The 14,827-nt window shown below is 49.1% G+C and carries 11 protein-coding genes; 2 read left to right on the forward strand and 9 right to left on the reverse strand.

Annotated features, from left to right (window positions below; all coding sequences use genetic code 11):
- Positions 1-129: 129 nt before the first annotated feature.
- Positions 130-441 carry a type II toxin-antitoxin system HigB family toxin gene (locus tag BM202_RS26200; protein WP_093831764.1) on the forward strand — a complete coding sequence of 104 codons (312 nt, stop codon included), beginning with the start codon at positions 130-132 and terminating at the stop codon, positions 439-441.
- Positions 425-784: a helix-turn-helix domain-containing protein gene (locus BM202_RS26205; protein ID WP_093831766.1), complete on the forward strand. Its 360-nt coding sequence runs from the start codon at positions 425-427 to the stop codon at positions 782-784. The genes BM202_RS26200 and BM202_RS26205 overlap by 17 nt, the downstream gene beginning before the upstream one ends.
- Positions 785-788: 4 nt before the next feature.
- On the opposite strand, the gene BM202_RS26210 is transcribed toward BM202_RS26205, so the two are convergent.
- The 9 genes from BM202_RS26210 to BM202_RS26250 all read right to left on the reverse strand — a co-directional run.
- A complete protein-coding gene (locus tag BM202_RS26210; protein WP_093831768.1) occupies positions 789-1,790 on the reverse strand; it encodes a hypothetical protein in 1,002 nt (333 codons plus the stop codon).
- Between the two features lie 50 nt (positions 1,791-1,840).
- Positions 1,841-4,558, reverse strand: coding sequence for a hypothetical protein (locus tag BM202_RS26215; RefSeq protein WP_093831770.1), 2,718 nt, complete (start codon positions 4,556-4,558; stop codon positions 1,841-1,843).
- Positions 4,559-4,657: 99 nt separating this feature from the next.
- On the reverse strand, positions 4,658-6,049 hold the full coding sequence (locus BM202_RS26220; RefSeq protein WP_093831772.1) for a protoporphyrinogen/coproporphyrinogen oxidase: 1,392 nt from the start codon (positions 6,047-6,049) through the stop codon (positions 4,658-4,660).
- A 101-nt stretch (positions 6,050-6,150) separates the two neighbouring features.
- Positions 6,151-6,912, reverse strand: a complete 762-nt coding sequence (locus BM202_RS26225; protein ID WP_093831774.1) for a glycosyltransferase family 2 protein — start codon at positions 6,910-6,912, stop codon at positions 6,151-6,153.
- A 215-nt stretch (positions 6,913-7,127) separates the two neighbouring features.
- Positions 7,128-8,291 (reverse strand): acyltransferase family protein, encoded by a 1,164-nt coding sequence (locus tag BM202_RS26230; RefSeq protein WP_093831776.1) that lies wholly within the window; start codon positions 8,289-8,291, stop codon positions 7,128-7,130.
- A gap of 145 nt (positions 8,292-8,436) precedes the next feature.
- Positions 8,437-10,134, reverse strand: coding sequence for a hypothetical protein (locus BM202_RS26235; RefSeq protein ID WP_143100757.1), 1,698 nt, complete (start codon positions 10,132-10,134; stop codon positions 8,437-8,439).
- An 8-nt stretch (positions 10,135-10,142) separates the two neighbouring features.
- The gene (locus BM202_RS26240) at positions 10,143-11,894 is read right to left on the reverse strand and encodes a hypothetical protein (protein WP_093831780.1); all 1,752 of its coding nucleotides are present in this window, start codon (positions 11,892-11,894) and stop codon (positions 10,143-10,145) included.
- A gap of 12 nt (positions 11,895-11,906) precedes the next feature.
- A complete protein-coding gene (locus BM202_RS26245) occupies positions 11,907-12,815 on the reverse strand; it encodes a transketolase family protein (protein WP_093831782.1) in 909 nt (302 codons plus the stop codon).
- 59 nt (positions 12,816-12,874) lie between these two features.
- The coding region (locus tag BM202_RS26250) for an NAD-dependent epimerase/dehydratase family protein (RefSeq protein ID WP_093831796.1) at positions 12,875-14,827 on the reverse strand (1,953 nt) is incomplete at its 5' end.

Genomic DNA, 14,827 nt, shown 5'->3' on the forward strand with positions numbered 1-14,827 from the left:
CTCCCTTACTGAACTTTAGGTTTGTATATTTGTTCCCGTATTGGGAGCGACGGCGTTTGGCATTTCTCTTTTTCTCTCATCAAAAATGGACATGAATAACTTTAAAAAAGTTAAAGATGCTACGTTCCAATGAGATTAATCGCGAAAAAGACGATTGTCAATTATTATAAAGTTCATTCTGCCGCAAAAGGAAGCTTAGAAGCATTTTCAAAAGAAGCCGAAGTTGCTGATTGGGAAAAGCCTAGCGATGTTATCGCTGCTTATCCGAGTGCAGATGTAATAACGGGCAAACGGTTTGTTTTTAATATAAAGGGGAATTCATTCAGACTGGTTGCTGATGTAGAATTCAAGAAAAAGCTTGTTTTTATTGTCTGGATTGGGACCCATGCTGAATATAATAAGATAAATGTAAAGACTGTCATGTATGTTAAAAGTAATTAAAACCGAAGAGGAGTACGAAGCCGCTTTAGAGCGGGTTTTTAATCTCATGCAGATAGACTTGGTTGATAACTCTCCCGAGTCGGACGAACTGGAGGCTCTTGCTTTATTTATAGAAGATTATGAGAATAAACATTATCTGATAGCACCACCAAGTCCGATAGATGCTATTACTTTTAGGTTGGAGCAGTTGGGAAAAGACAAGAGTGAATTAGCCAAGATTCTGGGAACGCGTAGTCGCCAATCCGAAATATTAAGCGGTAAAAGAAAGCTTAGTTTGGAGATGATTCGCAAGCTTCATTCAATTTTGAATATCCCTGCCGAAAGTTTGATTACGGCTTATTGATTCGCTAAATCCCTAATTTCTCTCGTACCAGAGTGAGCCACATGGCTCGCCCGTTGCAACTCCAGTGCGTATCGCTTTTTAGATACACTAACGTAGCGTTTTTCTGGAATGAATCATACGTATTGACGGCTGGAACCTTCAGCCGGGGGCTGTTCTGGATTCGCTCGATCAGGTGGTTGTAGTCGCCCCGATTCCGTTCCAGAATGCTGGCTTTATTTGGAATAAGAGATAAATACACCTCATCGAACCCCAGCTTTTGGTATCGCTCAGCGGTTGTATTGACACTGTCGACCAGCGCATTCACCTCGCGGTCAGTTAATATTGAGAACGACGAGTTTAGGACTTTACTCGTATCAGTATCAGAATGCAGAAACACATTTTTTTTGTCCTTCGAAAGGCTAACGCTCGTGTAGGCCCGGTCGAACCAGTTTAGCGTCAACGCAGCTTTGAACTCTTTGATCCAGAAAGCCCAGTCGTGACTGAACAGCGCTGATTCAAGCCGCTCCTCAACATCTTTACGATGAAATTCTCTGTTCCATTGCTGACTCAGCGATGATTGTTGATTGGGCGTCTGGCTGGTATCATTCTCAACGATTAATTCATTGACTGGAATCGCGAAATGTTCCCGAAAATGCCGCTCCACGGACTCAATCAGCAATACGTTTCGTTTGTTAGGATCAAGCTGTATCCGTTGCGGATGTTCCCAGGCCACGCGCTGAAAATGACTCACCCGAAAGTCAGATTCGCTCAGGCGTTGCGGTTCCGAGAAACTGTCGCCAATAAGATAGAGGTGGGTTGATGCGGTGTCACTCGACCGATTGGAGGGCGGACAAATGGGTTGCTTCTGCTTAAACTGAGGTAATGCCGAAAGCCGATATAAATCACCAAACCGGTAGTCATCGACGATCAAACCAGTTTTATAGAGCCAGTGGGATACGGTGCTGGACAAACCAGCGCCCCAGAGCACTAGGGCAAACAATAAAAGTAGGTAACGAAATATACGCATGTGGCATGTGGCATGGGGATAAGAGATTGCTCCATGCCCCACGCTCCGGGCTATCTTAATCGGATGCTAAATAATTGTACAGCTTGTTTGGCTCCACTGAGAATATAAACCTCGTTTGAACGCTCGTCGAATTGCAGGGCTACCGGAAACTCGCCTGGAATGGGCCGGTCACCAATAATCCGTCCGTTCATATCATATAACGTAGTGTAGCCGCCCGATTTCACACTGATTAGCTCAACACCCGCACCGAGCCGATGATAGCGAATGTTATTACGTCCCGATTGCAGCGCCCGTACGTCAAAACGGCGTTGTCCCTGCTGGTCTAGTACAGTTAATTCTGTGTCGCTAGCGCGAAGAATCAGCCAATTTGTCTGGTCTTCATCGGGAAACAACCGAAACGAAGCCCTGCGAACGGGTCGATATAATTGCGTCCGTTTGGCGATTAATCCGTTACTGTTCAAGGCTATCAACTGGCCTTCCTCGGTGATGGTTTGAATCATTGTCTGACCGGGTGGCAGTAAGGCTGTACCGGTGAAATGAACCTCGGGTTCTTCTTCATTGGTACGTTCGATTCGGGCGGGGAAATGCGGGTATTGCCTGCCGTTTTCGTGCCAGTGATTCAATGTGCCATCCGCCTGTATGGCCAGGACGTCCATGCCCGTTGGCGTCGTTATAACCTGAAAGGGCAATTGCAAAGGCCCTTTTCGGGGAGCCATTATTAACTGAACAAACGTTCGTCGTTGACGATCCAGCGCATAAATGTGTCCGTCCTCGTGAGCGAACAAGGCTATCAGATTCCGTTGCTGGCTGCCGTGTGGGCGAGCCAGATACGTTACATCAATCCCTTTCGGTAACGGGATCGATTGGAGGCTAACGGTCTTTCTGCTACGTGCCGGATCTGCAATGTACAGCGTCCGGTCGGTCATAAACAGGTATTGCAACCGACCATTATTGAGAAAATCAACCCCCAACGCATTGCTGCGAATCGGCCCATCCGTTCTGCTTTGGACGATTTTATCGCCTTCAGGTGTCACCAATACAAACTCACCCGCATTACTCTGCGCATAAAACTGGGATAAGCTATCGCTAAGGCTTCCGGTTACGATAGGTGCTGAGATCAGTGGAGCATTGAAAACCGTTCTCTTTTGCAACAGTAATTTGTTGAGTACTGCCCGGCTGGCCCGACGGGTAGTACGTCCCAGGACGACCGTTGACTGGATATTCTCATTGCCGTAGCTGGCCTGATATGCCATATTTTCTAAGTTCGCCAGGGCTGCGCTGCCGGTAGTTGGATCGGCCTTATCCAGTAGGTTTTGCCAGGCAAGCGGCCAGGTGGTAGGAACGGCGGTATGGGCCCGATTCAGGCGAACGAAGGCCGTGAAATTAGCGGGCCGTAAGGTTATGTTTAGTAATTCGGCTTGCCGTTGATCGGCGGTCCAAATGGCTCCTCGTTGTATTTGTTGCAGGTAATCCTGCATGGTTTCTTCACTGTTTGCTACGAGTAACGACGTGCCATGCTGCGTGATCCAACTTTGCGAAAAGCCCGAAAAGAGACTACTAAATAGCGACGCGGGTAATTCTGATACGTTCAGTAGCAGCAATTTATGACCCAGAAATGACTTTGGAGCAGCCGAAGCTTTGGCGCCTGCTTTATAGGCCACCTGCTGGTAGAGATTGGCGAGCTGCTTGCCGTTTTGGGCCGTAATAATCATTACTTGCCGCAGATCACCAGTGGGCGATTCCATGCGGCAAAGCATAAGGTCGGTGCCTAATGACTGATAGAGAGCCCTTGCTACAGGCTTAATCTGGTCAAAACGGTCACGCAGGAAATCACTGGAGGCTGATCCCAGTAATTGACTGAGCGAGCGGCCAAAACGTCGGGCATCGCTGACGCCGATGTGGTAGAGAGTCGCCGTCGTTTGCGGAATCAGGTAGGCATGTTGAATCCGCCGGGGGGCTTGTCCGGCAAATAAGGCTGCTACGTCGCGTCGACCACCAATCTGGTCGACTGCATAGCCAATGATATGAGAAGGAGAAGCTGATTGCCGGAATTGCAGGTTTAGCTCCTCGGGCAAGAAAAGCCGAACCAGTGACCCTACGTTGCTGAATAATGATTGAAAAACGTCGGGTCGAACCGAAACAGCCGCCAGATTATCCGAATTGACCCGAAAAGTGGGTTCTGTCTGAGCCAGTTTCAGTGACTGGTGCATCCGTTTGGCAACATTCTCAATGAGAATACCCGATACGCTGCCAATCAGAAAGCCGTCAGTCAGGATAAATGAGCCGACGGGATCATTCGCGCGCGTGACCAGATCCAGAATTTTTTCGCCCGAAAACATGTGGTTTAATACTCGATACTGGCGAGGATCGGGCTTGGTTACTAAATTCAGAAACGGTTGATCTGAGTCGTTGATCGGGATGTAAAAGATGAAATCAAGCGTTGTTTTGGAAATGGAGTGGAGCGAGTACCGGATATTACGTCCTTCAACGAATTTTAGAACCGTAGCCGAATCGGCTGTTGCGTAGAGGAATCGATCGACGCGCTGGCGGGCTTCGTCGAAGACCGGAATCTGTCGCAACGACATTTCATTACGTAGTGCGCGTGCCGAAACTGTGTCCTGAAGCCGGTCGCTTGCCAAGACTAATAAGGCACCTGGTGGTATGAGTGACCCGACAGTACGAACGGCGGGAAACACTTGTCGATAGCCGAACCATCCACCAATCAGCAGCATTACAGCACCGACACCAATCCAGAGACGCTTGTTCATAGTTTAAAAATAGTTAATAGTCGATAGTCATCAGTCGATAGTCATTAGTATTTCACTGACGACTATCGACTGATGACTATCGACTATTAACTGGCATACTTATTTTCCCCACATCGCATTAGCGGTTTCTGGGAAAGGCATCGTTACTTCGGGAATATTGGCCGCTACGCGGTTAGCCCATTCAACCCCTTGCATCAGCGAGTGGTCCTGATTACTGACCTCGTATTTCCAGGCGCCAAACCGACCCCGCGAATAGATACCAAAGGGTTCCAGTTTGGGCAGTACAGCTTTCAGAATGCCATCGCGTTCAACCGATGGGGTGGGATACCCATAATCGAACGCCATATGAAAGGTTGAGATCACATCGTCGGCCGATTCAATTAGTTTATCTTCGATCAGAGCACGAATAGTATCATCAATCAGCGTTTCGCGATTAACTGGCTTGGCCAGCGACTCGCTCGTCTCGGTCATAAGCGACCAGTTCTGACTGATATCCGGTACGTTGTTTGGGCTGTAGTTCGAGAACACCGTCACGCGATAATAGGGACTGTTGTATTCGGGAAAATACATCCAGCACATCGTTTCCAGGCTTTCTTTGGGTTTGCCTTTCAACCCAACCCCCACTACGTTGGTGGATGAGTGTTTTAGACCCTGCGCCAATTGGACGGTTTCTGAATCCAGCCCTTCCACGCGTTGCGTAAACAAATCGAGTGGCATGGTATTCATCAGGTATTCATAGTGAATTTCTTCACCGTCAGCCAGAATGATCTTCTTCTCCGGACCAATTACTTTTTCAACGGTTGCGTTAAGTTTCACCTTTTCACGACCGACCAGATCACCAACCGATTCCCAGATACCGCCCGTACCTCCTTTCTTAGGAAACTGGAACGTACTGTTAGGCCCCCAGGAAAAATCGTCCTGATCGAAAATTATGTTTTTTGTAACCCGCTGTAAATCAGTGACCGCTACGCGTTCGCCAACCCAAACGGCGTTCATGTCTTCTGGTGGGTAGGCCCACACTTTGAAGTTGTAGGGGAACATGAACGTTTCGGCCAGACCCGGACCAAAGGTCGCCAGAATCCACTCGCGGAAGTTAGCGGGCTTTTGGTTGATGGGGAATTTGTAATTGTGGATGATACCTTCGAGGCATTTCCACATCGTTTCTGGCGTCAGGTATTTAATGTTGTTCTGAAACGGATAGGGCACAAAGCGGTTTTCGATCCAAACCCACGATTCGCGCTGATGTGTGAGCCAGCCATCAGCGCCCAACGCTTTGAGCATCAGCTCATCGAAGTATTTGTAGTGAGAAAACTGCACGTGACCACCTACGTCCCAGGTAAATCCTTTCTCATCGACAAAGCTTTTGGATAAGCCCCCAATCCGATTTTCTTTCTCTAAAACAATGAAGTCAGTAATCCCTAACTCCTTCAGGCGATAAGCTGCGCCAAGCCCCGTTGGCCCGGAGCCAATAATGACATATTTATAATTCATGAGTTGAGTTGAATTAGCTATATGGTGTAGACTAGTTAATCTCTGATGTAGCTGGTGAGAAACGATATATCATACGTAGTATATTCTGCACCATTACCAATCTAGGCGATCACGGGATCTGGCTTTTTGAGCGCTTTGACTTTGTCGCTAAGCTCGAAACGGAACTGCGCCAGCTCTTTAAAGCTCTGGATGCATACTTTCAGCAGTTTCCATTTCAGGATTGAGACCGTACCCGTAACCCGTTCTTTGTGCGTAATAGGAATATCGAACGTATTGAATCCCGCTTTTTTCGACATGACCGCCAGGAAAATATTGGGCGCAAACGGTGTCGGTGTCGGCAATTGCGCCAGTAGTTTTCGAAGGAAGGTACCACGAATGAGCCGGAACGGGATATTGCTATCCATGATATACGTTCCGTAAATGAATGCAATGCTCAGTCGCAAAATCCGAGTAATAACCAACCGGGCCGGGGCATCGTACCGTTCTTCGCGGTAACCCAGGATAAACGGCGATTCGTTTCGTTTGGCCCAGAGTTTCCCAAAATCATCAGAAATGAACTGGTCGTCGCTATCGGTCTGGAATACATATTCAGAGTCCAGCGCGACCGCTTGCCGGTAGCCATTCACAACGGCGTTACCATGCCCACCGTTGGGCTGATGCACCACCATTAATTTGGGATAGCGGTCTTTAATTTGATCTAGTATATCACCAGTTTTGTCGCGAGAACCATCGTTTACGACAATCAGGCGGGTATTTCCGGCGGGAAACTGACGGGTCAACAAATCGGTCCATTGCTTAACAACAGTCTCAATTACTTCTTCTTCGTTGTAAGCCGGCATTACAATTGACAGCAGGAGGCTCATTCAGTGTACTTTAGGATGTTAACGGTACGTCAGTTATTCGTCAGTCAACAGGTTAAATTAAGTTGGACTATATAATAGAGCCAATCCGAATGTTGGTTCTTATTAATACCACAAATATAGGAAATTGTTAGTGGCTAACCGTCCCCGCTGAATAGGACATTATTAAGCGGAATGCCAGATTTCATTTGTAGCAGAGACTATAAGCTGTGGCTCGATCAGTATGAATAGCGGTCTTTCAGCGAATTAATTGGCTTTTCAATTAAAAACCAGGAAACTGTGGCTACCAGGATGGTCAGGGAAAGATAGAACGAAAATTGAAAAAAGTAAGAGCTATTGAGAAAAGGTACAACGTCCGAAATCCGACGCCAGGCCCGCACGGTGAAATGCGTTTGCTGGGTGTGATATACATTAAACACGAAGTTATGGTATAAATATAGACCGTAGCTAATACGGCCCAGATACTGGCTAACGGGATTTTCGAGTATCCATTTCATGACACCGCCAAAACCCAGCACCGCCCGGCCGATCAGAAAAAAGCCAAACACAGAAGCTGCCAGCCGTTCCCATACATCCGAGACGATATTATGATAGCCCCGGGGCGAGTCGAGCGCAATCCAGTTGTTTAGGATACCCAGGAGGATAAACGCCAGTAAAAAGAACCAAACCCAGATTGACGATTTAAAAACCCGCACAAAGAGGTCGCGCTGGTATAACCAGCCATACGCCATTAGCGTGCCCAGCCCGAATGCATCCAGGCAGGTAGGTGTTGAGACATACCCGGTAAACCAGGGCATGTGGGCATGATATAATACGTACCGGAGGCCGACGCTGCCAATAATCATACAGAGACCGGTTAGAGGCACATACCGGCGGGGTACGAAAAAGAACAAAAGCGGCAGAATAAGATAGACCTGTTCTTCAACGGCCAGGGACCATAGATGGTCCACCGTGCCCATCCAGGTGTGGTAAATGGCAATGTAGATGTTCGTGCCATACAGCGCCAGCCAGGCGAACTTTTGCCGAACGGGCGGTTCGTTGACAAGCGCCAGGATGAACAGGGTCAGATAGTAAACCGGAAAAATCCGGATGGTTCGACGAATGTAGAACGTCTTTAAATACTTCGACAGGCCACCGTTGGGTTGATTACTGAGTTTGTCCTTGCTGGAAAGAAGAATACGTGTGATCAGAAAACCGCTTAGCACGAAGAAGATGGTAACACCTAACGCACCCAATGCGCCCACCGGCAATTCGATGTGGGTAACTGTCCAGTGATCAAATAAAACTAAAGCGACGGCAAGGAATCGGACCCCATCCAACTGGATGATGTGATTTTTATCTTTCTGGATTTCTCGTATGGTTTCTTTCGGAACTGGTTGCATGCGACGCTTATGGGATTCCTACGACTAACAGGTAGTCAGAACAAATTATCGGATTTTTTTGGAAAGTACCTAAGCTCCTAACAACAAGCGAAAGGATGCCACGGCCTCTGACGAAAATCCTGATAAGGCAAAGAATATAATCTACTTATAAAGATGTAAAAGTAACGTATCGATTAGTCATGGCAAGGTCAATCCGGTTATTCTGATGAGTAAGTATGCCAATTCGATAGCGCCCGGGTTCTAATTTTTCCTTTAAAGCCTGCGCCTGGAATCCATTAGCCATAAAATAATCAGAGAATCCGGTCAGTATTGGTGATGTGGGCCGTAATGGTTGGGCTGCAAACAAGTAGCTGTGCGTTACGCTTTTAAAGAAAATGTAAGATCCATCATCTGGCTGCTGAAGGGTGGGATTAACTGCGTCAGATTTAACGATAGTATACATGAACGGCTGATCATCGATTTTGTCGATACTGGTCGTTGTAGGGGCTGTCCACCAGGACTTGTCGGTTAGCTGACTGATCTGGTTGCTGAGAAAATTTGGCTTGGTTGGAACAAAAACCTCCCTGGCGGCCTGTTGGCGATCTGCCGGTGTGTTTGCCAGATAGCTAACGTACTCAGCAACAACCCGCCGACGCTGGTTGATCATGCCTTCGAGACAAAGGTAATCGGAGAGTAAACTCAGACTGATACACAGTATAATAATGCTTACTACGTATCGAGGTAGAGATTTCCTATTTTGCCAGGTATACACACTGATCAAATAAACAACGCATAAAGCCAGTGCTGAGTAGACTTTGTAGCGGCCATGTAATAAATAACCTGGTCCACCAAAACCGACACGAGAATAGACGGTAATGGCAACGGTTGCCCCGATGAACAGGATACAGCCTAGGAAGAAACTACTGGGTATATCAACTTGCTCTTTCTTAAAAAGTCGAAATAATGAAAAGACAAAACGCCCACTCACTATGGTCACTAATACGCCCATTGCCGTTGTGAGCCACAAGGTACTTTCATAACTCAGTAAGCCTGCACCCGCATTAGGCCATGGATTCGCCAAAGAGCCCAGAAAAACAAAGAAAGCTTTGATCCAGTCAGTAACTGGGTATTTGAATGGTGAGGGGAAAAATGATATACGCTGATACGAGTAAAAATATCCCGTGACACAAACTGCCGCTGCGAGAGTCCAGTAACCAACAAAACGCCACTGACGCTGATAGGCCAGCACCAGCAAACCTGCAACCATAACTATTGGGCCATTCCCGCCCGAAAACGTGACTAGTGCGCCCATGCCTAATGCCAGCATTCGCGTGCGGGTAGTGTTCTGAGCCAGCCAGTAAAATACAAGCAACGCAAAGGCCAGAAACCAGAAATTCTGAACAGAGGCCATTGCCCAGATCATGCTCTCGTACGACTGCAGCGTAAACAGTAAAAACGGAACCGGAACAAAATAGAGTAGCGGAAGCGACAGTTGCCGGAATATAGCAAAGAGAATACCAAGCGCTACCAACAAGCCAATAATACCAATGACTGACAGCCAGTAGTAGTTCAATGTGCCATTGACCAGGGCATAAAAAGCAAAAACCAGGCGCATCCATACGATACGGTGTTCCCAATGCTGGTCGAACAAATGGATCAACTTTTGGCTACCTGGACTGTTTTTTAAGAGCAGTAAATGATCCTGTACTTGAAAATCATCCCAGAAAGGCAAATTCAGGGCATACATCAACACGGCCCAACCAACCAAAACAATTGGTAATGCAATAAGTAATAGCGGAAGAAAACGATCCCACGTAGCTATTCGTTTCGGGTGGTAAAGGGCAGATGGTGCAGACAAAGCCATAGCGAAAGTTACCAGTTTTTCTCAATATCCTGACTTGCTTGTGGAGTTGCTGTGAGTGTTTGGCCTGTCGGGTAACGTTCAATTCCTCCGCCAGGTTTTACGAATAATCGCTCAATCTGATACGTTCCCGGCTCTAGCTCCACTTCGGAAATGGGGCATGAAAACCCTTTGATAAACAAGTCAGCAAGACCCAGACTGGCCTTCAGAGAAGGATTGACATACGGCGAGGTCTGGTATAAATACAGACGCCTGGCTGAACGTAACAGGATATAATTACCAGCGTCGGGACCAACGGGATTAAAGGCTGTTGTGTCGATCAACGTGAACCTATGGTTAGTGTTTTCTATCGACGAAAGTGGCTTAAGTGGTCCAGTTGGCAACCGGTATAGATCAGGTAATACCCGGTCATAAAAAGCCGGAGAGTTCGTGATGTAATGAGTGGTAATGGAATCAAGAGTCAGAATCGGCTTATTTGTTCCATAGGACCAACTGAATTGTTTTGTCAGTAAATATTGCCGCCACCAGATCGTTTCGTCCTGATAAGCTCGATAGGAACTGGCCATCAGAACAACGCTGAACAACAGGCCAAGACGTAGTACCCACTTTCGGAACGAGGCTTGTGTATAAACAATAGCTGCACTGTAGAAAATAGCCAGCAGGACGAGCGAATACGCTTTATAACGGCTGGTAATAAGCGTATTGAGGCCGAATCCCACCCGCGACCAGGCTACAATGGCTGCCGTACCCAGCAGAAACGCCGTTACACCGACAAAAAAATAATCGAATGGCGAAAGCTTGTTATGGCTCAACCATTTCTTCAAAACAAAGCCCCAGATGCCCAGGATAAGCAGTGTGCCTATGCCGCCAACCAGCACACACCTAACAAAGACAGGCCCAATTGGAAATGCCTCGGCCGCTGCTCCATTGAAGGCAAACCACCCTTTCAGCAGATCAAAGACAGTCCCTCGAACAGGCGGGTTCCCGGCCGGTTTTTCGTACCCAACAAAATACAATGTAATTATGCCAACAGCAGCTATGCCCCAGATTATTAACGAAATCCAGCCAGCGCGGATGTTCAGTATACGTTGATGAAACAGAATGGCAAAACCAATGGGCCAGATGAGGATGCCATTCCCACTGGTCAACGTAGCAGCCATGGCCAGCAGCAGCGCAAGAGGGAGGTTTTGCGTAAAGCAGAGCGCATAAATGGCCCCAATGATCCACAGCACAACCGTGAAATTCTGTAGCGCGGCCATCCCCCAAAACATATTTTCCCACTGCGACAGATTCAGCAGCAGGAACGCCACGGGTGGCAAATAAATCAGGCAATCGGTGAGACTGAACGAAGATTTGTTCGATAAACTTTTGGTCTGGGCCGACAAGGTACGGCCGAATACCAACCCGAAAATAGCGAGTAAACCCACTAAACTCAGATTGCCCACAATCATCAGATGGCGGTAGTTAAGTTTGCCAAACAAGCTGAAATCCAGCCACGTTATCAAGCGGTCGTAAACGATACGGTGTTCGTTGTGCTGCTTGAAAAACTGGTATAATTTACCAGAAATTGAGGTTTCGGAATCGAGATAAAACAAAAACGCTTTGAGCGCCTGATCGTCCCACTTTGGTACGTCCACCGCGTAGGTTGACCAGACCGACCAGAACACGATGATTGGAATCAGTAACAGGATGCCTGCTATTGAAAGACCGACTAGCCCGTGGCGAGTCTGGCGAGTTGGTTTTGTGTCGTATAAAACTGGCAATGGACAAAAAAACTAGTTTGTAAACGAGGCTAGTTGCCGGGCAATATTGGCTGGATCGAGGCCCGACAATTGCTGGTGGTATTTCTGATCACCGTACAGACCGTTCGGATAACCCTGGGCCGTCAGACTTACGAAATGGCTCGGCGCGGCCCCATCCGTAAGAAGTTTAACCGATAACTGTTGTGCCAATCCACCGACCGATACGTGCTCTTCGACCACCAGCAACGGTTTCCCCGCCCAACGGTGAGCCAGATCGGATGGTAAATCGAGCGGCAAATTCGTTGCGGTGAAAACGTCGAACTGATTCATCAGCAGTTCATCCTGGAGGGCCGTTAGTACGTTGGCGGCAACAGGACCAAGGGCGACAACCGTACCGATTGGGGCTGGGCTGCGCACAATATGCTTGAACGAACCTTGCGTTTCGGCACCGTCGGGCGTGTTGGGACCCGCGCCCAGTCGCAGGTACGTTGGCCGCCCTTCCGCTACAATTTGTTCCAGCATAGGAGCTACCTCGTCGGCGAAAGCCGGAATGTAGGTATTTACGTTCTGAAGGCTGCTCAGGCAGGCCAGGTCTTCGATGGCATGATGCGTACTTCCCATGATGCCGTAGCCATAGCCTCCCCCGTTACCAACCAGAAAAACCGGCATTTTATGCAGGCAGACATCATTACGGAATTGCTCTAAACACCGATACACCACAAAAGGCGCAATGCTATAACAAAACACCTTGTAGCCTTTGTAGGCCAGACCAGCCGCCAAACCAACCATGTTCTGTTCGGCAACACCCGCGTTAATGAAACGTGGCCCCATCACTTCCATTACGTTTTCGAGGGCAGCATAACCCAGGTCACCCGTAATGAAAACTATTTTATCGTCTTCCCGCGCGATTTTCTCGATAGCGGCTGAAAATTCTTTGCGCATAGCGTATACAGACTACCGTCCGTCTTTTGCTGATGAAATGGACCTTAGTCCACATTAGTTTACTTACTCCGTCGCTGCTCGATCAATGTATTGATTTCGGCGGCTGTTTTATAAACCCGCTGACCTTTGCGGACCATCGTACGAATGAACTTTGGACGTTTTTTGGTTTCCTCAAATATCTTGCTGATGTACTCGCCCAGAAAGGAGATGCCCAGCAGGTTGATGCCCCCAAAAAACATCACCAGAATGATCACCGTCGACAACCCATACGGCGTATTCGGGTCGAAATTCAACAGCCGCGAGACAATCTGCCAGACGATGCCCAGCATCGACAACCCCGTCAACACAAAACCCGCATACGTCATCAGCTCCAGGGGCGCAAAACTGAACGAGAAAATCGCCTTCTTGGCCCACCAGATGTTCTTGGTCCAGTTGTTGGTCGACACCCCGAACATCCGCTCGGGCCGCACGTAGTCCACCCCCGTCTGGTTGAAACCCACCCAGGCCCGCAGCCCCCGCAGAAACTGCTCCGTCTCGGGCAGGTTCACCAACTCCCGCACCACCTTGCGGTCGATCAGCGAAAAATCCCCCGCATCGACCGGAATGTTGATGTAGGCTGTCCGTTTAAAGAGCCGATAGAACTGCTTGTAGAAGAAGTGCACGTGGGGGGCCATCTCCCGCTGCACCCGCACCCCATACACCACGTCGAAACCCTGCTGCCACTGGGCGTAGAAGTTCGGAATCACTTCGGGGGGGTCCTGCAGATCCCCATCCATGAGCACCACCGCATCGCCCGTGGCAATTTCCATCCCACTCAGAAAAGCCGCCTGGGAGCCGAAGTTGCGCGAATGCTTGATAGCTATCACGTTGGGGTCTTTGGCACAGATCTCATTCAGCACGGCTTCGGTGTTGTCGGGCGAGTTGTCATTGACAAAGATGATCTCGTAGCGCACCTTCATCTCGTTGAAGGTTTTCACCAGTCGCTCATACATGTAGGGGATGGCCTGAGCGTCCTTGTAGCAGGCGATGATGGGGGAGATGACCGGATTGAGGGTGGGCGTCTGGAAGGCGGGGATGACCCGTTCCTCATAGCCATGCGCCTGTTGCCAGTCAGCGGTTTGGCGCAGCCCATCCCCCAGGGAGGTAGTGGCTTTCCAGCCCAGATCGGCCTGGGCGGCAGTGGCATCCCCGTACCAGTCGGAGAGGTCCCAGTTGCGGTTGGACATGCTGCCCCAGACGGGCTCTTGGGTCAGGCCGAAGGTTTGGCGGGCCACCTCCACCAGTTCGCGCATGGTGGTTTTCTGGCCCGTGGCAATATTGTAGGAGCGTCCCCGAATGGTGGCGTTGACCCGTAATGCCGCCTGCACAAACGCGTCGACACAATCATCGACATAGACAAAGTCGCGGCTGATGTCGGGCGAAACGAGTGGCGGCAGTTGACCTTTTCGAGTCTCTTCCACCAGGCGGGGAATGAGCCGGTCGGGTTCTTCCCAGCCCCCATAGATGGAGTAGAGCCGCAGGTTGAGGGTGTTGAGCTGGTGAACCCTGGCGTAGTATTCCAGCGTATAGGCCCCCGACACTTTGGAGACGGCGTAGTGGCTGTTGGGTTCTACGGGGTCGGTCTCTTTGGGGGCGGTGCAGTTGAATCCGTACTCGGAGCTGCTACCGGCATGGATGTAGACCATGTGGGGGGTGCAGTTTTCCAGGATGTTGACCGTGCCCAGGACGTTGGTCTCGTAGGTGAGGCTGACGTTTTTTTGTTTGCTGTAGGCTCCATAAGCGGCCAGGTTGAAGATGGTCTTTGGCTTGATTTTGGCGAACACATCCTGGACGGAGGTGGGGGAGAGTATGTCGCAATGGACAATATTCTCGGGGGGTACGTCGAGGAGTTTGAGTCGCCAGGCTTTGGTGGCGTCGTGAGTAAGGGCGAAGACATCCTGTCGAAGGCGGAAGAGTTGCTCAAACAGGTTGGCGCCAATGAAGCCGCTGGCCCCGAAAACCACAATGGGACC

It is taken from the genome of Spirosoma endophyticum (assembly GCF_900112365.1).
In the GTDB taxonomy this organism is placed as follows: domain Bacteria; phylum Bacteroidota; class Bacteroidia; order Cytophagales; family Spirosomataceae; genus Spirosoma; species Spirosoma endophyticum.

Coding starts and splice junctions, on each gene's coding strand:
- BM202_RS26200 (WP_093831764.1), top strand. CDS start 130: ATGAGATTAATCGCGAAAAAGACGATTGTCAATTATTATAAAGTTCAT.
- BM202_RS26205 (WP_093831766.1), top strand. CDS start 425: ATGTTAAAAGTAATTAAAACCGAAGAGGAGTACGAAGCCGCTTTAGAG.
- BM202_RS26210 (WP_093831768.1), bottom strand. CDS start 1,790: ATGCGTATATTTCGTTACCTACTTTTATTGTTTGCCCTAGTGCTCTGG.
- BM202_RS26215 (WP_093831770.1), bottom strand. CDS start 4,558: ATGAACAAGCGTCTCTGGATTGGTGTCGGTGCTGTAATGCTGCTGATT.
- BM202_RS26220 (WP_093831772.1), bottom strand. CDS start 6,049: ATGAATTATAAATATGTCATTATTGGCTCCGGGCCAACGGGGCTTGGC.
- BM202_RS26225 (WP_093831774.1), bottom strand. CDS start 6,912: ATGAGCCTCCTGCTGTCAATTGTAATGCCGGCTTACAACGAAGAAGAA.
- BM202_RS26230 (WP_093831776.1), bottom strand. CDS start 8,291: ATGCAACCAGTTCCGAAAGAAACCATACGAGAAATCCAGAAAGATAAA.
- BM202_RS26235 (WP_143100757.1), bottom strand. CDS start 10,134: ATGGCTTTGTCTGCACCATCTGCCCTTTACCACCCGAAACGAATAGCT.
- BM202_RS26245 (WP_093831782.1), bottom strand. CDS start 12,815: ATGCGCAAAGAATTTTCAGCCGCTATCGAGAAAATCGCGCGGGAAGAC.